The sequence below is a fragment of the Streptomyces decoyicus genome, assembly GCF_019880305.1.
Classification (GTDB): domain Bacteria; phylum Actinomycetota; class Actinomycetes; order Streptomycetales; family Streptomycetaceae; genus Streptomyces; species Streptomyces decoyicus.
This window is the reverse complement of sequence record NZ_CP082301.1, coordinates 552023-571154: the sequence shown is the minus strand read 5'-3', so window position 1 is coordinate 571154 and position 19132 is coordinate 552023. Positions and strand designations below refer to the sequence as shown.

11 protein-coding genes are annotated in these 19132 nt (G+C 70.9%); 5 read left to right on the top strand and 6 right to left on the bottom strand.

What is annotated here, in order from left to right; genetic code table 11:
- Entirely contained in the window at positions 1-6084 is a 6084-nt protein-coding gene (locus K7C20_RS02465) for a non-ribosomal peptide synthetase (RefSeq protein WP_222892557.1), read from the top strand.
- A gap of 61 nt (positions 6085-6145) precedes the next feature.
- Here K7C20_RS02465 and K7C20_RS02460 read toward each other — a convergent pair whose 3' ends face one another.
- The 3 genes from K7C20_RS02460 to K7C20_RS02450 form a co-directional block, all read right to left on the bottom strand.
- Positions 6146-9031 (bottom strand): AfsR/SARP family transcriptional regulator, encoded by a 2886-nt coding sequence (locus tag K7C20_RS02460; protein ID WP_245171853.1) that lies wholly within the window; start codon positions 9029-9031, stop codon positions 6146-6148.
- Positions 9032-9457: 426 nt separating this feature from the next.
- On the bottom strand, positions 9458-10228 hold the full coding sequence (locus K7C20_RS02455) for a DUF4232 domain-containing protein (protein ID WP_053210413.1): 771 nt from the start codon (positions 10226-10228) through the stop codon (positions 9458-9460).
- A gap of 198 nt (positions 10229-10426) precedes the next feature.
- Positions 10427-10837, bottom strand: a complete 411-nt coding sequence (locus tag K7C20_RS02450; RefSeq protein ID WP_048829488.1) for a MerR family transcriptional regulator — start codon at positions 10835-10837, stop codon at positions 10427-10429.
- A gap of 145 nt (positions 10838-10982) precedes the next feature.
- Here K7C20_RS02450 and K7C20_RS02445 point away from each other — a divergent pair, with 145 nt between their 5' ends.
- Both K7C20_RS02445 and K7C20_RS02440 read left to right on the top strand, forming a co-directional pair.
- The gene (locus K7C20_RS02445; RefSeq protein ID WP_030081931.1) at positions 10983-11855 is read left to right on the top strand and encodes a polysaccharide deacetylase family protein; all 873 of its coding nucleotides are present in this window, start codon (positions 10983-10985) and stop codon (positions 11853-11855) included.
- A 440-nt stretch (positions 11856-12295) separates the two neighbouring features.
- On the top strand, positions 12296-12496 hold the full coding sequence (locus K7C20_RS02440) for a hypothetical protein (protein ID WP_030081927.1): 201 nt from the start codon (positions 12296-12298) through the stop codon (positions 12494-12496).
- 615 nt (positions 12497-13111) lie between these two features.
- Here K7C20_RS02440 and K7C20_RS02435 read toward each other — a convergent pair.
- The 3 genes from K7C20_RS02435 to K7C20_RS02425 all read right to left on the bottom strand — a co-directional run bounded on the left by K7C20_RS02435 (position 13112) and on the right by K7C20_RS02425 (position 15252).
- Positions 13112-13552: a hypothetical protein gene (locus K7C20_RS02435; RefSeq protein ID WP_063753958.1), complete on the bottom strand. Its 441-nt coding sequence runs from the start codon at positions 13550-13552 to the stop codon at positions 13112-13114.
- Positions 13553-13694: 142 nt separating this feature from the next.
- A complete protein-coding gene (locus K7C20_RS02430) occupies positions 13695-14834 on the bottom strand; it encodes a PP2C family protein-serine/threonine phosphatase (protein WP_209444037.1) in 1140 nt (379 codons plus the stop codon).
- A 91-nt stretch (positions 14835-14925) separates the two neighbouring features.
- A complete protein-coding gene (locus tag K7C20_RS02425; protein WP_030081921.1) occupies positions 14926-15252 on the bottom strand; it encodes a plasmid stabilization protein in 327 nt (108 codons plus the stop codon).
- A gap of 671 nt (positions 15253-15923) precedes the next feature.
- Here K7C20_RS02425 and K7C20_RS02420 point away from each other — a divergent pair.
- Entirely contained in the window at positions 15924-18128 is a 2205-nt protein-coding gene (locus K7C20_RS02420; protein WP_160328776.1) for a bifunctional serine/threonine-protein kinase/transporter substrate-binding domain-containing protein, read from the top strand.
- A gap of 154 nt (positions 18129-18282) precedes the next feature.
- Complete coding sequence (locus K7C20_RS02415) at positions 18283-19074, top strand: alpha/beta fold hydrolase (protein WP_053210415.1); 792 nt, start codon at positions 18283-18285, stop codon at positions 19072-19074.
- Positions 19075-19132 lie beyond the last annotated feature (58 nt).

The window sequence follows — 19132 nt, the reverse complement described above, 5'->3', positions numbered from 1 at the left end:
ATGACGCAAGCGCAGAGCCCCGCGGCCGCGGAGCAGACCGACGCCACAGTCCCGTCCGGGGACGCCCCCGGCCGTGCCCGGACGGGCGAGCGGGGTCCGCGGTCGGTGCGGGAGGAGGTGCTGTGCCGGCTGTTCGCCCAGGTGCTGGGTGTGCCGACGGTGGGGGTGGCGGACAACTTCTTCGCCCTGGGCGGCCATTCGCTGAGGGCCGCCCAGCTCCTGAGCCGGATCCGTTCGGTGCTGGGCGTGGAGCTGGGCGTCCGCGAACTGTTCGGTTCACCGACCGTGGCGGGGCTGGCGGATCTGCTGGCCGACGGGGCCGCGGCCCGGCCGGCGGTGACGGCGCGGGCGCGGCCGGCGGTGGTGCCGCTGTCGTTCGCGCAGCAGCGGCTGTGGTTCCTGGACCGTCTGGAGCGAAGCCCGACCTACCACGCACCGTTCGCGTTCCGGGTGCGGGGCCCGGTGGATGTGGACGCCCTCCAGCCCGCCGTCAACGATGTGGTCGGGCGCCATGAGGCGCTGCGCACGGTCTTCCCCGTCCGCGACGACGAGCCCATCCAGGAGATCCTGGCACCCGAGCAAGCGACGGTGAAGGTGGCGGTGGTGCCGTGCGCCGCCGAGGAGGTGGCCTCCCTCTTCCATGACGCGGCGTTCGCCCCCTTCGACCTGGGCGTCGAACTGCCCTTGCGGGTCTCGCTGTTCACGGTCGCTCCCGATGAGCACGTACTGCTGTTGACGTTGCATCACATCGCCAGCGACGGCTGGTCGGAAGCTCCGTTGCTGCGCGATCTGTCGGCCGCCTACCGCGCCCGCCGTACCGGAACCGCGCCGACGTGGCAGGTACTCCCGGTCCAGTACGCGGATTACACGCTGTGGCAGCGTGAGCTGCTGGCGGAGGTGGGTGGGCAGCAGGCGGATTTCTGGGCCGAGGCGCTCCAGGATCTTCCGCAGGAGCTGGCGCTCCCCACCGACCGGCCGCGTCCCCCGCAGCCCACCCACTCCGGCGGTCTCATACGCTTCGGACTGCCTGCCGATCTCCATGGGCGTCTTGAGTCGCTGGCGCGTGAGCAGGGTGCGACGCTGTTCATGGTGCTTCAGGCGGGGCTGGCGGCGTTGCTGACGCGGCTGGGGGCCGGTACGGACATTCCGTTGGGTACCGCGACGGCGGGCCGGACCGATCAGGCGTTGGACGGCATCGTCGGGTTCTTCGTCAATACGCTGGTGCTGCGGACGGACACGTCGGGCAATCCGTCGTTCGGTGAGCTGCTCGCCCGGACACGGGAAGGTGATCTGGCGGCGTTCGCGCACCAGGATCTGCCCTTCGAGCAGCTGGTGGAGAAGCTGAATCCGGACCGGAGCACGGCCCGCCACCCCCTCTTCCAGACCATGCTCGTCCTCCAGAACAACGCCGAGGGCACCCTCGACCTCCCCGGCACCACCATCGTCCCCGAACCCCTCGACACCGCCCCCTCCAAATTCGACCTCGGCTGGAGCTTCACGGAGGAGCGGGACGCCGACGAACGCCCCCTGGGCATGTCCGGCATCCTCCAGTTCGCCACCGATCTGTTCGACCACACCACCGCGGACACCCTGACCGGCCTCCTCGTCCGCGTTCTCGACGCCGCAGCGGAGGCCCCGGACACCGCCATCGGTTCGCTGGAGGTCTTCGCGTCGCGGGCAGAGGAGCGGGCATTACTGGGCCGGACGGCCGAGCATCGTCTCCCCACCCGCCGCGCGTCCGACCCTGACGGTGCCGCGGGTGCCGCAGGTGCCGGTGCGGCGTCCGGGGACGGCCCCGGCCGGGCCGGGAGGGGCGAGCGGGGTCCGCGGTCGGCGCGGGAGGAGGTGCTGTGTCAGCTGTTCGCCCAGGTGCTGGGTGTGCCGACGGTGGGGGTGACGGACAATTTCTTCGCCCTGGGCGGTCATTCGCTGCTGGCCACTCGACTGCTGAGCCGGATCCGTTCGGTGCTGGGCGTGGAGCTGGGCGTCAGGGAGTTCTTCGGGTCCCCGACGGCCGCGGGGCTGGCGGATCTGCTGGCCGACGGGGCCGCGGCCCGGCCGGCGGTGACGGCGCGGGCGCGGCCGGCGGTGGTGCCGCTGTCGTTCGCGCAGCAGCGGCTGTGGTTCCTGGACCGTCTGGAGCAGAGTCCGACCTATAACGCGCCGTTCGCCTTCCGACTGCGGGGCCCCGTGGACGTGGACGCCCTCCAGGCCGCCGTCAACGACGTGGTCGGGCGCCACGAGGCCCTGCGCACGGTGTTCCCCGCCCACGACGGCGAACCGCGCCAGCAGCTGCTCGCCCCCGACGAGGCCGCCGTCGAGGTCATCGTGGTGCCGTGCCCCGCCGCTGAGGTCTCCGCCCGCTTCCACGCCGCGGCCTTCACGCCCTTCGACCTCGCCGAGGAACTGCCCCTGCGGGTCACGCTGTTCACCGTCGGCCCCGACGACCACCTTCTTCTGCTGACGCTGCATCACATCGCCAGCGACGGCTGGTCGCTGGTGCCCCTGCTGCGCGATCTGTCCATGGCCTATCGCGCCCGCCTCACCGGCGGTGCTCCCGTGTGGCAGGCACTCCCGGTCCAGTACGCGGATTACACGCTGTGGCAGCGTGAGCTGCTGGCGGAGGTGGGTGGGCAGCAGGCGGATTTCTGGGCCGAGGAGCTGAGGGATCTTCCGCAGGAACTCGTACTCCCCACCGACCGGCCCCGCCCGCCCCGGCCCACCCGCTCCGACGGCCTCGTCCACTTCCAGTTGCCCGCCGAACTCCATGGGCGTCTTGAGTCGCTGGCGCGTGAGCAGGGTGCGACGCTGTTCATGGTGCTTCAGGCGGGGCTGGCGGCGTTGCTGACACGGCTGGGGGCCGGTACGGACATTCCGTTGGGTACCGCGACGGCGGGCCGGACCGATCAGGCGTTGGACGACATCGTCGGGTTCTTCGTCAATACGCTGGTGCTGCGGACGGACACCTCGGGCAATCCGTCGTTCGGTGAGCTGCTCGCCCGGACACGGGAAGGTGACCTGGCGGCGTTCGCGCACCAGGATCTGCCCTTCGAGCAGCTGGTGGAGAAGCTGAATCCGGACCGGAGCAGCGCCCGCCACCCCCTCTTCCAGACCATGCTCGTCCTCCAGAACAACGCCGAGGGCACCCTCGACCTCCCCGGCACCACCATCACCCCCCAACCCCTCGACACCGCCCCCACCAAATTCGACCTCGACTTCACCTTCACCGAACGGCACGGCGCCGACGGCAGCCCCGGCGGTGTCGACGGCCTGTTGCACTACTCGGCCGACCTGTTCGAACGTGCCACCGCAGAGGCCCTGACCCAGCGGCTGCTGCGCCTCCTCACCACCGCCGGCGCCGCCCCGGACACTCCCATCGGAGCGATGGAACTGCTCTCCCCGCAGGAGCGCGTCCGCATCCTCTCCCGGTGGAACGACACCGCCCTTCCGCTGCCGGACGACCGGCCGGTGCACGAGATCTTCGAGGAACAGGTACGGAACAACCCCGATGCCACGGCGGTGGTCGACGCCGACGGCACCCTGACCTTCCGCGAGCTGAACGCCCGCGCGAACCGGCTGGCGTGGCTGTTGATCAGCCAGGGCATCCGGCCGGAACAGCGAGTGGCCACTTTGCTCCCACGGGCCGGCGAGCACATCGTGGCGCTGCTGGCCGCGCTCAAAGCGGGCTGCTGCTACGTGCCCATGGACCCGGAGTACCCCAAGGACCGGATCGCCCTGATGCTGGCGGACGCCGCGCCGTCCTTCCTGCTGACCGACAGGGAGAACGTGGCCCGGCTCCGGCCGGGAACCAAATCCTCGATCGAGGTGCTGGTCCTCGACGACCCCGCCATGCGTCAGTCCCTCAGCCGGTACGCGCCGGTCGACCCGCACCCTGCGGACCGGCCCGTACCGCTGCGCCCGGACCATCTCGCCTACGTCATCTACACCTCGGGTTCGACGGGCCGGCCGAAGGGGGTGGCCGTGGAGCACCGCAATCTCAGCAACCTGTTCCACGCCCACTTCGCGGTGTTCGCGCCTCAGGTGGCGGCCTCCGGGGACCACCGGTTCCGTGCCCTGGTGACCGGACCGCTGACCTTCGACTCCTCCTGGGAACCGGTCCTGTGGCTGATAGGCGGCCATGAACTGCACCTCGTGCACGACGAGGTCCGCCGCGACCCGGAGGCGATGGCCGAGTACATCGGCGCCGCGGGCATCGACTACATGGAGCTCTCGCCGACGTACTGCCGGCAGCTGATGACGGCGGGCATGCTGTCCGCAGGGCAGCCGTCGCAACCGCGCATCGTCGAGCTCGGCGGCGAGGCCGTCGACCAGGCGCTGTGGAGCGAACTCCGCGCCACTTCCGGGACCGAGGGCTTCAACACCTACGGCCCGACGGAGTGCACGGTGTACGTCTCGCACGGCGCGGCGGCCGATCACGAGCGGCCGGTGATCGGCCGGCCGATCGGCAACAACCGTATGTACGTGCTCGACGTGGGCCTGCGGCCCCTGCCCGCCGGGGTGGTCGGCGAGCTGTATCTGGCCGGGGCGGGCACGGCACGCGGGTACCTGGGCCGGCCGGGACTGACGGCACAGCGGTTCGTGGCCTGCCCGTTCGGAGAGCCGGGGGAGCGCATGTACCGGACCGGGGACCTGGCGCGCTGGAGCGCCGACGGTGTCCTGGAATACGTGGGCCGCACCGACGACCAGGTGAAGGTCCGCGGCTTCCGGATCGAACCCGGCGAGGTGGAGTCGGTGCTCGCCGGACACGACGCGGTCCGCCAGGTGACCGTGATCGTCCGCGAGGACCGGCCGGGGGAGCGCAAGCTGGTGGCCTATGTGGTTCCCACGGAGCAGGGCCGGGCGGACGCCGGCGAGCTGCGCCGCCTCGCCACGGCGTCGCTGCCCCGCCACATGGTGCCGTCGTCGTTCGTGTTCCTGGACGCCCTGCCGCTGACCTCACGCGGAAAGCTGGACCGGCGGATGCTGCCGGCACCGGGTGACGGGACGGCGGAGCGCCGCCGAGGCCCGCGAACGGTGCGCGAGGAGCTGTTGTGCGGGCTGTTCGCCGAGGTCCTCGGGGTGCCCGAAGTGGGCATCGACGACGACTTCTTCGCCCTGGGCGGCCACTCGATGCTCGCCACCCGGCTGATCGCCCGGGGACGTTCGGTGCTCGGCGCCGAGCTGGGCATCAGGACCCTGTTCGATGCCCCCACCGTCGCCGGACTCGCCGACCGGCTCTCGCAGGACATGCCCGACGACTCCCTCGCGGTCCTGCTCCCGCTGCGCTCCGTACGCCGGGCGGTCACGCCGTCCCGCACACGGGGCGCCACACCCCCCGAGCCGCTCTTCTGCGTCCACCCGGCGGCCGGAATCAGCTGGGTGTACTCCGGGCTGCTCCGCCACCTGGCACCCGACCAGCCCGTGTACGGCCTCCAGGCACACGGGCTCACCGAACCCGATGCTGCTCCGGGAAGCATGGCGGAGATGGTGGAGGCGTACCTCGCGCAGATCAGGTCGGTACAGCCGGACGGCCCCTTCTCGCTCCTCGGCTGGTCCTTCGGCGGAGTGGTCGCCCACGAGATGGCGGTACGGCTCCAGGAGGCCGGACAGAAAGTCAACTCGCTGATTCTGATGGACAGTTACCCGTCGAACGCGACCGTCGACGGCCATGACAAGGGAAGGAGGAAGAAGAGCGGATCAGGGGCGGACGGGAGCGACGCACAGGACGCGGAAGAACTGAGGCAGGCCCTGTTCGACTCCCTCGGGCACCAGGCGGACTCCACGGCCGGCCCGCTCGCACTCCTCGGGGAACAGGGCCTGGCGGCCATGGTCCGGGTGTTCGCGCGCAACAGCCGCCTCCAGAACGGATTCGTTCCGCGCTCGTTCCGGGGCGATGTGCTGTTCTTCGAGGCCACCGAGGGCTGGGTTCCGGGCATGCAGCGGCCGCAGGCCTGGCGGCCCCACGTGACGGGCCGGCTCGCCGTCACACCCGTACGTGGCGCGCACGGTGAGCTGACCCGCCCCGAGCAGCTCGCGCAGATCGGCCCGGTGCTGGCCAACTGGTGTGCCAGGCACAGGAAGTGAGGCCACGGTGCGGCTGATCGCGTTCCGCCCGGATTCCCAGCGGAGTCCGGGCGGGACGTGGTCAGTGACCGACGGCAGCCCCGGAACCCGTATGCAGCCCGAGAACCCGGTACAGTTCCGCGGCCTTCTCCAGATGCCCCGCCGCTTCCCCGTCCACCTGCCCGGCCCGGACGGCCCGCAGAGACCTGCCGAGAGCCTGGTGACTACGCGCCATCAGCAGGTGTTCCTGGGCGAGTTGAGCGCCTTGGAGGGCCTGCCGCGCATGGTCGACGGCGGCATGGGTGTCCCCGGTCAGCAGCAGCGCCTCGGCGAGCCGGTACAGGCACTCGGTCTCGTTCCGGGCATGGCCGCTGGTCCGGGTGCGTTGCAACACCTGGCGGTAGAGCGCGGCAGCCTCCGCGGGACGCCCGCCGTACAACAGGGTGTCCGCCTCCGTCGTCCTCACCCGGATCAGCCACTTCACGTCATTGCCGCAGGTCAGCAGGCCGGCCAGCTCCCGGCACTGCTCGCGGATCCGGGCCAGGTCGCTTCCGCTGCCGGGGTCCTGGGCCCGGATCTGGAGCAGGAGGCTGCGCCGCCGGGTGACCAGCCCCTGATCGCCGGTGAGCACCGCCATCTCCACCGACCGCTCCGCATGGGCGCGGGCCGCGGTGAAGTCGGCGCACATGGCGTCGAGTTGGGCCAGCATCGCATGGGTGAAGAGAACCGTCAGGAAGGGCCGGAGGCCATCGGCGGGTGCGGGAGAATCACCGAAGATCTCCAGCGCCTTCAGCAGATGCGCCCGTGAGCGGTCGAGGCAGTCGAGCGAGGAGTGCTTCTTGAGGATCACCCCGGCCGCGTAATGAGCCGTGCCCACCACGTCCTCGTCGCAGTACGCCACCGCGGACCGCACCAGAGCGGTGGCCGCCGGCGCCAGCGTCCCGAGGGGCACGGTCTCCTCGAAGCAGGGAGCCAGCATCAGCCCGTCGACGGCGAGCGCCACCGCCTCCGGGTCTCCGCTGCCGGCCGCCTGCTCCGCCACCGCGGCCACGGTGGGCAGCGCGCCCCGTATCCACCGCATCGCCTCCTGGCCGGCCCCCACGTCCTCGCCCGCCGACCGCCGCGGTCGCAGCTCAGCGGTCAGCCGGCCGCCCAGCGGCTGGGTCGCCAGGACCGCTCCGGCGACACTGGCACACATGAAGTCGGCCGCCCGGCACACCACTTGGCGGCGCTCCTCCTCGGTCAGCGCCACTCGGGCCGTCGCCCGCGCGTACGCCCCGACCAGATCGTGATAGCGGTAACGGCCCGGTGCGCGGGTCTCCAGGAGTACCGCGTCGACCAGGGCTTCCAGCACGTCCTCCGCCTCCCGCTCCGGCAGTTCGAGAACCGCGGCGGCGCCCTTCACACCGAACTCGACGCAGTGCGGAAGGGACAATTCCAGAAACGCCCGGGCCCGCTGCGGGGAGAGCTGCGCGTACGACTGCTCGAACACCGCCTCGACCGTCAGCTCCCCCACCCGCAGTTCGCCGAGCAGCCTGGCCTCGTCGGACATCCGGGACAGCAGCGTGGCGACGGGCCAGGCCGGCCGGAGCGCGAGCCGAGCGCCGATCGCCCGCAGCGCCAACGGCAGATGGCCGCTGGCGGCGGCGAGTGCCGCGACGGCGTCCGGCTCCTCCTCGATCCGCCGGATACCGGCCACCTTGCCGATCAGCTCCACGGAATCGTGGGGTTCGAGGCCCTTCAGCGACACCTTGACGGCGGCCGGCAGCGTCGCCAGTGCACGGGCCGTCACCAGGACCGCGCACTGGTCGGCGCCGGGCAGCAGCGGTTCGACCTGGGCGAGGCCGGCGGCGTTGTCCAGCACCACCAGCACCGCACGGTCCGACAGCAGGGTGCGGTACAGCGCCGCGCGGTCGCTCACCGAAGCCGGAAGGCGCTCGTGCGGCACGCCCAGTGCGGTCAGGAAACCGGCCAGAATGTCGGCCGGGTCCCCCGGAGCTCCGCACGGTGCGCGCAGTTCGGCGTACAACTGGCCGTCGGGGAAGGACCCCATGACCGCATGCCCGGTGCGCAGTGCCAGTGAGGTCTTGCCGACGCCGCCCATCCCTGTGATGACCGCGACGGGGTGCGCGGCACGCCCGCTGAGCGCGGCTACCAGCGTGCAGACCTCGTCGTGCCGACCGGTGAAGTCGCACGGTACGGCCGGCAACTGGGCGGGCACCGCCGGCGCGGGGGCCGCCGGCCGCACCTGCACGTCGGCCGGGACGGCAGCGATCCTCGCCGTATCAGGAACCGCTAACAGAGCCCGGTCACCCGCCAGAACCGCGGCGTGCAACTCGTCGAGTGCGGGGCCCGTATCGATGCCCATCTCGTCCGCGAGTACCTGGCGGGCGTGATCGTAGGCCAGCAGCGCATCGGCGCTCCGCCCCGACCGGTACAGGGCCAGCATCAGTGCACCGTGCAGCCGCTCCCGGTACGGATAGGCCTCCAGGGCGCACAGGATCTCCGGCACCACCTCCTCATGCCGCCCGCACGCCAGCGACAGTTCCAGGTGGTGCTCCGTCGCCGAGGCCCGCTGTTCGGCCAGCGCCCGGCGCTGCTCCTGCGCGTAGGGCCCTGGAAGCCCGGCCAGCGCCGGGCCCTGCCACATATCGAGCGCCCCCTTCAGGACGGATGCGGCGTACGCGGGATCGCCCTGCGCGGCCGCCCGCCGGGCCCGCAGTGTGAGGTGGCCGAACAGCAGCGCGTCGACACGCTCTGCCGGCAGTCGCAGGACGTAGCCGTCCGCCATGGTCCCGATGGCCGTGGCCCCACCGTCTCCACCCGCCGCGGCGCCACCCTCCCCGCCCGCGGCGTGCGCGCGGTCGAGGTATGTCCGCAGCCGATGGACGTAGTTCACGATCACTCGGCGGGCGGAGGCAGGCGGATCGTCGTCGTACAGACCGTCCACCAGCTGGTCGATCGTCACCAGGGTCCCCGCACGGAGTGCCAGCGCCGTCAGCACGGCCTGTGGCCCCGGCGCTCCGGGCCGTCCTGCCGTTCCGTCAGCCGAAACATATTCGACGGGACCGAGCAGCCGGAGGTGGGCCACTCCGTGTAGTGCGGATAAGTGTGACATTGCTCCTGTATACCAACTAACCGATAGAAAACCGGTGTTGACGCGTCGGGCCGCACGAGCAGGGCTGAATGCCCACCGCAATACCGACGCCGCGGGTCCCTACGGCGCCGACGGACGCCCCCCCGGCAGCGCCACCACCACCGGCCACCACCGCCACCGCCCCACGCCCACCCCATGGCGGAGTTCGGCGATCTCGGCCATGGGGTGGGCGATGCGACTGAACGGGGAGTGGTGGCGGCGAGCGGGAGCCCCGCACGGCGTCCGAGCGGGACTTGCTCAGAAGTCGTAGGGCTTGGTGGTGTTCCAGTTGGTGACGTCGGCGCTGGTCCAGGTGAACTTCGAGGGCACGCCCTTGCTGTCGAAGGCGTCTTGCTCGGTGGCCGGGCCGGTGTCGCCGCTCTGGTCGCGCAGGGCGAGGGAGAAGGTCCCCGATGTGTGGGTGGCCGCGCTTTCGGTGAAGAGGTTCACGGCGGAGTAGACCTTGCCGCCGGGCTTGATGGTGATGCGGGTGTTGCCGCCCGGGGTGTCCTTGGGGGAGTGGTGCAGGACGTTGGAGGTGTCCCCGAGGATGACGGACGGGTACGAAGTGACCCAGCAGGGCTTGGAGTCGGCGTTCCGCGCGGTGATCAGGAGGTGCTCGCCCTGCTGCTTCGGGAAGCGGTGGAGTACGGAGTAGGAGATCTCGTCGCCGTGACACTGGCGGGTGTCCGTGGAGCCGACGGTGGTCACCTTGCCGGAGCCGGCCCGTGAGCCGGAGCCGGAGTCGTGCGAGCCGGAACCGGAAGCGCCGTGTCCGGTGCCGGTGGAGGCCCGGGACGACCTCGTCCCGTTTCCACCGCCCGTTCCGGCGGTTCCCTCCGTCCCGGCGGTTCCCTCCGTCCCCGCGGTCGTGTCCGAGGTCTGCGAGCCGTCGGCCGTGCTGCCGCTCCGGCTCGTGTCGGCCTTCGCTCCGTTGGCGCTGTCCGAGCCGCCGCAGGCGGTCAGGGTCAGGGCCAGTGCGGCGGTGGCGGCGGCCAGTGCGGTGGTGCCGATTCGCGATGTGCGCATGCTGAGGTCCCCCGTGTGATCGTGCGGGACTCGCGGAGTCGCTGTCCCGCTGCGAGACCAGCCTGGCCGGACCCGCTGGCGTTTGGCTCACGCCCGGCTGACGTCCCGCTAACGACCCGGCGCCCGGTTCGGCCTCCGTCGGCACCGATCGGGGTGTGGGCCCGTGTTCTTTGCACCGGGCCGGTTTGCGCCAGGCCGCTAGCGGTCGGATGGCGACTCTGCGGGTGTCGCGACTTCGGCGTCGGCCCGGTTGTACTCCAGCACCGCGTCGAGGTACTCGCCGATCGCGTCACGGTTGCGGATCAGACACCGGATGCGGTCCGTCATCCTGTCCCGTTCGTGTGTCAGCGTCGCGATCATTTCCGGTGTGGCATCGGGGAAGTAGAGGTCCCGGGGTTTGTCGAGGCAGGGCAGGATCTGCTTGATGATGCGCGTCGGCAGTCCGGCGTTGAGCAGCCCTCTGATCTGTAGGACGCGGTCGACGAAGCGTTCGTCGTACTCACGGTAGCCGTTGGCACTGCGACCCGCGGCGATCAGGCCCTGTTCCTCGTAGTAGCGCAACAACCGGCGGGGGGTGCCGGTGCGGTCCGACAGTTCTCCGATGCGCATATGGCCCACCTCACACATCACCGCATTGACGTTCTCATCAATGTGAGGGTTCGACGATACACACCCACGCATCCCGCAGAGCCCCACCGCAGGGCCCAACCCCCCTGCTCGCCCCCGGTGTTCAATCGTCACGAGGTAAGAACTGATGGACAATCAACTCTTCGACTACAGCCCTATCGTCGAGCGCGAACCGATCCGCTGGCCGAACGGCGCCCGGATCGCCTTCTACGTCGGGCTGAACGTTGAGCACTACCGGATCGACCGCCCCTCGACGAGCATCTTTCCCGATACCAAGGCGCTGGCGCCCGACCCACTGAACTATGGCTGGCGCGACTACGGGCCCCGGGTGGGCATCTGGCGGCTGATCGAGAGCCTCGACCGGCACCGGATTCGCGCAAGTGTGATGCTCAATTCCGACGTCGCCGGGCGCTACCCGCAGATCATCCGAGCGGGTCGGGACCGGGACTGGGTCTGGGCCGCCCACGGCAAGAACAACTCCGTCCTCCAAGCCGGTATGTCCCCGGAAGAGGAGCGCTCCTACTTGGCCGAGGTGATCGGCACCATCGAAAAGGCGACCGGACGCAAGCCGCGCGGCTGGCTGGGCCCGGCGCTCACCGAGACCTTCCGCACGCCCGAGCTGCTCGCCGAGCTGGGCCTGGACTACGTGCTCGACTGGGCCAACGACGACCAGCCCTACCGATTGAACGTGCCGGGCATGCTGAGCGTGCCCTATTCCATCGAGGTCAACGACGTCCAACTGTTCGTCGGCAAGAGCCTGAGCGGCCCGGACTTCCTCCAGCTCGTCAAAGATCAACTCGACCAGCTCTACGCCGATGCGGAGAACAGCGGCCGCGTGATGTCGCTGGTCCTGCACCCTTTCGTCATCAACCAGCCCTTCCGGCACAGGTACCTGGACCAGGCGCTCGAGTACATCGCCAACCACCCAGGGGTGTGGCTCACGACCAGCGACGAGATCGCCGATCACTACGCTGGTACCACGGCACCGGAAACGACCTGACCGCCGATGCGCTCCCCAAGCGTTCCCCGCGCTACCCTCACCGGGGCCGCCTCCTCAAAATGCCTCCCGAAGCCACTCGCGCGGAGAGCACCGGGCCTGCGGTCCACCCATCCGAACGTGGGAGGGCTCACCCCATGCGTCGTCCGACGCGCTTTGCCGAGCCCGATCACGTAACATGATCATCGAATAGAGGATCTGGAGCGATTCACAGCCGCTCGCCGACACTGACACCCGGTACGACGTCACACCGGACGGGCCCGAGAGCATCGTCTCCACGGCCGCGTCGGCGAAGCTGCACCTCGCCGACATCTGGGCCGCGGTATCGGCCCCCGACGTGCTGGCCGGCCCGCGCCGCATCCAGACCCTCGTCGAGGTGGGCCCGACCGAGCCACCATCGCAGCCTGACCACCGCTCACAGCCGTAAAACACCAAGGAACCACATGTCCCCTTCAGCACCGCAGCAGCACAACGAGGTCGCCGCCCATGTCCCTCGTCCCGCAAAGCCCGACTACAGCAACGTCTTCATCGAACCGGTCTACGGGGACAACTACCTCGAAGCCGACCCGGAGGACGAGCTCGAGATGCCTGCCACCTCCTCCCGCACCGCAAGCGTCTCTGCCCGGTCCCGTCGGACGAACTGAGACCGAGCGGTTCGGCCGGCCCCTGGACGTTCGAGCCGACCCGTGCCAGCGCCGTGCTCGGACCTGAACTGGACGCGCAACGAGCGGCGTTGGTCACCGGTCCGGGGCTGGTCTGCCCGGCCGGTCACTGGTCGGACTCCGCATCTCCTGCTGGAGGGCGAGAGCGCCGCGCGACCGAATGCTTCGGCGGACGGCGACTGGCAACAGGTGGCTCGTCCGGTGAGGTGCGCGGCAAGGATGCTTTGCGCGCGTACTGGTCCCGAGGGGCTCCGGCAGCTGCCTGATGTTCATTTCACTGTCGAGGATGTCCGCGCATCCGTGGACACCGTGGTCATCAACTACCGCAATGAGCGGGGCCAGGCCGTTGCTGAGGCACTGACCTTCCGTGAGGAGCTGGTCTGCCGGGGCTTCGGCGCCTACGGGCCCGAGGCCTGAACCACGCCGGCCCGGCCGAACGGCCCTGGCTTTGCGAGGTCGGCAGTGCCGTGGGAGCACACGGCCGGTGGGAGTAGACGGCCGGGTGCGGCTGAGGCGCCGGTGGGAGTACGCGGCTGGTGGGTGCAGCGGCCGGTGGCGGCAATGACGTATACGTGGCGAGAAGACCGGCGGCCGGCGTCAGCCCGAGCCCTTGTCGTCCGTCGTGCCGGAGGTGTCTCCCGGCCGTTCGTGATCGCCCGGTGGGGTCTGATCGCTCAGGAAGCGTTCGCTTTCCCAGGTCAGGGTGCGCTCGATCTGAAGAAAGTTCAGGCCCGTCACCTCGGCCAGCTCTTCTTCATCGAGGTCCGGCTGGGAGCCGAGGGCGCGGGCGATTTTGCCGGCCCAGAGCTCTTCCTTGACGTACGGACGCTGCCGGTACTGCTGCCGGAGCTCACCGAGGTGATCGGGGCCGCAGGCCACGAGGCGTCGCAGACCGTCCTGCTCCGGATCGTAGGGGTGGATGACGGAAGAGTCCGGCACCAGGCTGAAGAGCTGTGAGGCCGGAGGGGCGGCTACTCCGCACAGGTCGCACGGCACCGGATCAGGCCCGGTGGCTGCCGACTGGTCGCTGTCATGCATGCGGACTTTCTACTTCGATCCGCCCCGGGTCATGGTGTGCGGCTCGCGTGTGCCACGGGACAGCACGCCGATGGCCCTCCCGTCCGGGCAGTCATGCCGCCGCTGCCCCGGGGCGGCTCGCCCCGGGCTGCTGCGGGACCGGCTACTGTCCGAGAGGCCGGGCGAGGAGGTCCTGTTGCGGCAGGGGCCGGTGCAGGGCGAGGAGGGCCTGGTCGTCCTGGGGGGCGCCGCCGCTGTGGCGGCTGACGTCGCGGGCCAGGAGGTCGAGGACCGTCGACGGTTCCGGGAAATGGCTGGTCTGGCGCAGATAGGACTGCACCATGTGGGGGATCCGCTGCGCGGGGTCGTAGAAGGTGCCGGCAGGGTCGCGGGCCTCGGTGACGCCGTCGGTGAAGCACAACAGCATGGACCCGGGCGGGAACGGGTGCGTCTCCACCGGTGACGTCCAGGTCCCCAGGGCTGCGATGCCCAACGGCGGTGCTTCCTCTCCCGGCGTCAGTACGCGCGCTCGGCCGTCCGCGTGCAGCAGCAGCGGGGCGGGATGGCCGCGGTTGACGATATGGACCTGGTCCAGGTCGTGGGAGAACTGAACGATCAGTGCAGTGGTGAACCCCTCGGTCGCGTCCAGGCCCTCCCGGCGCTGGCTTTCGCGCAGCAGGGCCTCCTCCATGCAGTTCACCAGCGCGGGCAGGTCGGGTTCGTGGTCGGCTGCGTAGCGGAAGACCCCGATGTCGACGCTGACCGCCGTGACGGCGGAGAGGCCCTTGCCCCTCACATCGCCGACCATGGCGCGCACCCCGAACGGCGTCTCCTGCATCACGTAGAGATCGCCGCCGATCAGCGCCATGTCTTCGGCCGGCACATAGCGGGCGGCGATCCGCAGGTCCCCCAGCCGGCTGGGAGGTGTGGGCAGGACGGCGCGCTGGGCCACCTCCGCGGCGTAGCGGGCCCGGCTGGCGCTGACGTGCTGGGTGCGCAGGGACCGGTTCAGGCCGACGGCGAGTGCGGTGACGGCCGCCAGGGTGATCTGGACAGCCGCGTCGCCCTGCCAGGCGTAGGACCCGTCGACGAACGCCAGACCCGCCTGCACCGCCATCGCCGTAATGCCGATGCCGATGATGCCCGCCGGGCTGAGCAGCGAAGCCGCCGTCACCGGGGCCACGGCCAGCAGGGGAGTGGAGGACACCGAAGGAGGTGTCAGCAGATCTACCAACGCCGCGAGAGCGATCACCACGGCGGGAACCCAACGGCGTACCTGGGACAACACCGGCAACACCCTCATCAGGCCATTCTGCCCTCCGGCAGGCCCGCGACAGCGGAGCTGTCCGCGGTGACACTCCACAGCGGCCAAACGGCCGACATCGCGGGTGAGGTCAGCGTCCGACGGCCCTGCGCAGCTGCTCCTTGTTCATGGACGAGCGGCCGTCGACGTTCTTCTTCCTGGCCTCCTCGTACAACTGGTCCCTGGTGGGGCCCTGGGTCCCGCTGCGGGAGCGTTCGCCGCCGCGCTGCGGGGCGGATTTGGGGTCCCGGGTGGAGGTCCTGCTCGCGGACCCGGCCTCGCCGGAACTTGCACGTTCCTTGTTGACGGTACGCGCGGCGATCTCCTTCGCGCGCCGTTCGGAGACCCCGTGCTCCTTGGCGTTGTCCTTGATGTGCTCGTACTGCCGCTCGCGCTTCTTGCTCGTCCCTGCAGGCATGATGCAGCTCCTCGGTCGCTGTGCTGTCGGTCTCGGCGATGTGCGGCGCGCCCGCGGCCGACGCATGTTCCAGCTCACGGGCGTGCGCTTCCACTCCACTCCCAAAAGCCGCCGGACGCGACACGAAAGGACCGGCACGTCGCACTGACGGCCCGGCTCGGCGGTCGCCTGCGCCTGCCGCCGGTCGAGAGGGTTTCGGGGCCGATGATCGGCAGGGAATCCCCGCTGACGTGGGCGATCGTGCGGGCGGCATCCAGCACGCCGTCCTCGGCGCCGACGCATTCCGCCGATCGGGTCATGGTGTGGCGTGCAACCGGCAACAGGTGTCCGCCGTCCCCCGGGCGCCCGCTGTGTGCGGGACGACGGCCGAGAGACCAGCTGAGGTGCGTGCCGGCCGAGGTGCGTGTGCGCCGCCGACCGTTATGCCCTCGCTGACGTACCGGGGGCTCCGGCCGCACGCCGTGCGCGCCAGGTACGGCCCCCCGCGGATGCGGCGTCGGCCGCACCACAGCCCCACCACCACACCACAGCCCCACCACCACACCACAGCCCCCACCACTCCACAGCCCCACCACCCCGCCCCACGGCACCACCGCCGTATAGCCTCCGTCGCAGCCTTCGGACCCGTGCAGAATGGTGTCGGACAACTGCCGGCTCGGGTGGGGGTATTGGTGCGACCGCTGGCGAAGCATGATCCGCAGCAGATCGGCCCGTTCCGGATCATCGGGCTGCTCGGTGGCGGCGGTATGGGACGGGTCTATCTCGGCCGCGCGGCGGACGGGCGGCCGGTGGCGGTGAAGACCGCGCGCTCCGAACTCGCCGACGACCGGGGCTTCCGTGCTCGCTTCGCCCGTGAGGTATCCGCCGCCCAGCAGGTGGGCGGACCGTTCGTGGCGCCGGTGGTCGATGCCGCGCCACACGACGACGTGCCCTGGATGGCGACCGAGTACGTGCCGGGTGTCTCGCTGACCGATGCCGTGCACGACTGCGGGCCGCTGCCCGAGCACGCGGTGCGGCTGCTGACGGCGGGCCTGCTGCACGCCCTGACGGCGGTGCACGCGCACGGGCTGGTGCACCGCGACCTCAAGCCGTCGAACATCCTGCTCACCGCCGAGGGCCCGCGCGTCATCGACTTCGGTATTGCGCACTCCGCCGCGGACACCGCCCTGACGACGACCGGCACCGCCCTCGGCACCCCGGGGTTCATGGCGCCCGAGCAACTCGTCATGACGGGCCCCGAGGTCACGGGCGCGGCGGACGTGTTCGCGCTGGGCGGGGTGGTCGTGTACGCGGCGACGGGCGGCGGCCCCTACGGGAACGCCGATCCGCAGGTCCTCATGTACCGCACCGTGCACGAGGAGCCGCGCCTCGACGAACTCTCATACGACCTGCGGGAGTTGGCGGCGGGCTGCCTGGCGAAGGAGCCGGAGCGGCGGCCCGCTCTGCCCGCCCTCATGGCGCGGGTGGGCGCACCGGGCCCCTACGGCGACTGGCTGCCGGAGCCCCTCGCCGTACAGCTACGCCGCCTGTCCGCGCAGCTCAGCGACCCCAGGGCCCCGGACATGTCCGCGCTGCGGCCCCCGGCCGAGGGGCCCGCCGACGTCCCCTACGACCGGCTGCCGACCAGTACGACGGCGGACGGTGCACCGGCCCCGCCGTCGTACGACGTGCCGCCGCCCGCGAGCACCCCCGCGCCTCCGCAGCCCCCCACTCCGTCCCCGGGCCAGTACGGGCCCGGCCTCGCCACTCCGTCCCCGGACGGGTACGGCCCAGCTCTCGCCACTCCGCCGCAGGAGCGCCACAGTCCCGCTCCGCCGCCGGGGCCGCACGCCGTCCCCCCGGACCGGCCTCCGCACCCCCCTGAGCAGACCGCGTCCCCTGGGCAGCCCGCGTCCCCGGGGCCGAGCCGACGCCGTGTGCTCGCCGCGCTGTCCGTCGTCGGGGTCGGAGTCGGTGGCGGGGCACTGGCCTGGACGCTTCGGCCGGACGGCGGGGACGGCGGCAGTACCGGCGCCGGGGGCAAGCCCGGCGGCAGCAGGAAACCGTCCGGCGGCTCCAAGCCGGGCGGGAACCCTTCGGCCATCGGGGCCCCGTCCGCCCGGTTGCCGAAGGAGATGCGCGACAAGGGCATCGTCACCATCGGCTCGGACATCGCCTACCCGCCCATGGAGTTCGTCAGGGACGGCAAGCCCGCCGGTCTCGACGTCGACCTCGCGAACGCCCTCGGACGTGAGCTGGGCCTGCGCGTCAAGTTCGTGAACGTCACCTTCGACACCCTCCTCATCGGCCTGCACGTGAACCGCTTCGACCTGGTCATGTCGGCGATGACCGACACCAAGGACCGTCAGGAGGGGCGCGCGGACGGCACGACGACCGGCAGCGGCGTCGATCTCGTCGACTACTTCGAGGCCGGGCTGGTGCTCGTCGTCCGCAAGGGCAACCCGGAGGGTGTCAAGGCCCCCGGAGACCTGTCCGGCAGGAACGTCGCCGTCCAGCGCGGCACGCTCGCCCGTGACTACCTGGACCAGCTGAACCGGCAGGCCCCCGAGAAGTTGAAGATCCGGGAGTTCGACTCACCGGCTGAGGTCTACGACGACGTCGCCAAGGGCCGGTCCGCCGCCTGCCTCGACGACTTCCCGGTCGCGGCCCACACCGCCGCGACCCGCGCCGGCGGCACCGCCCTCGAACTCAGCGGCGAGCAGCTCGAACCCCTTCGCTACGGTGTAGCGGTCGCCAAGACCAACACGGCCCTGCGCGACGCCGTACGGGAAGCCCTCGACCGCCTCATCAGGAACGGGGAGTACGCGAAGATCCTCAAGACATGGCACGTCGAGGACGGCGCGGTGGAGCGGGCGGTCGTCAACGGGGGCTCGTAGGGCGACGGTCGGGCTCCGCTCGGGTGGGCGCAGCGACGGTGTGCCGCCGTCGGAAAGTGTTCAGCCGGCCCCTGACCTGGTTGCTCGTGCACAGCGGTCGACACCTACGGTGTAACTGGCCTGCCCGGCCCGCCCCGGACAAAGGAGACCCCCCGTGCCCGACGCCGCCGTCCCCGCCGAGCGCCCTGCCGTTCTGCACTACACCGAGCAGGGCCAGGGCAGCCCCGTGGTCCTGGTCCACGGTGCAGGAGGGAGCGGCGCCACCAGTTGGGGCAGCCTCCCCGAACACCTGGCCTCGCAGCACCGGGTCCTCCTGATCGACAACCCGGGTTCGGGCGGCAGCGCCCTGCCCGAGGGGCCGCTCCAGCTGGACACCCTCGCCGACAGCATTGCCCTGACAGCCGCACAGGCCGGACTCGAACGCTATGCGGTCGTCGGATACTCCATGGGCAGCGCCATCGCCGTACGGCATGCCGTACGCCACCCTGCCGAGGTCACCGCGCTGGCCCTGCTGACCGGCTTCGCCCGCCCCGACACCCGGCTGCGTATGGCCCTGCGCAACTGGCAACAACTGATGGACGCCGAGCCCACCCTGCTGGGCCGGTACCTCCTTCAGCTCTCCTGCGGTCCGGCCGCGCTCGACCAGCTGGACACCTCGGACCTCGACCGTCTGGCCAGGGAGACCGCTGCCGCTCTGCCGCCGGGCACACGGCAGCACATCGACCTCGCCCTGCGCATCGACGTCCGGGCCGAACTGCGAGAGCTCAGCGTCCGCACCCTCGTGATCGCCGCGTCCAACGACATCCTCGTCACCCCGGACCACTCCACCGCTCTCGCACAAGGCATCACAGGAAGCCGTCTGACACAGGTGACGTCCGGGCACGATGCGCCGACGGAGCAGCCGGCGGCCGTCGCAAACCGCCTCCGTAGTCTGCTGAACGGATAGGGAGGCGGGCCAGGTGCCTCACGGTCGCCGGACCGGACGAGCGAGGTGCCTGCAGATC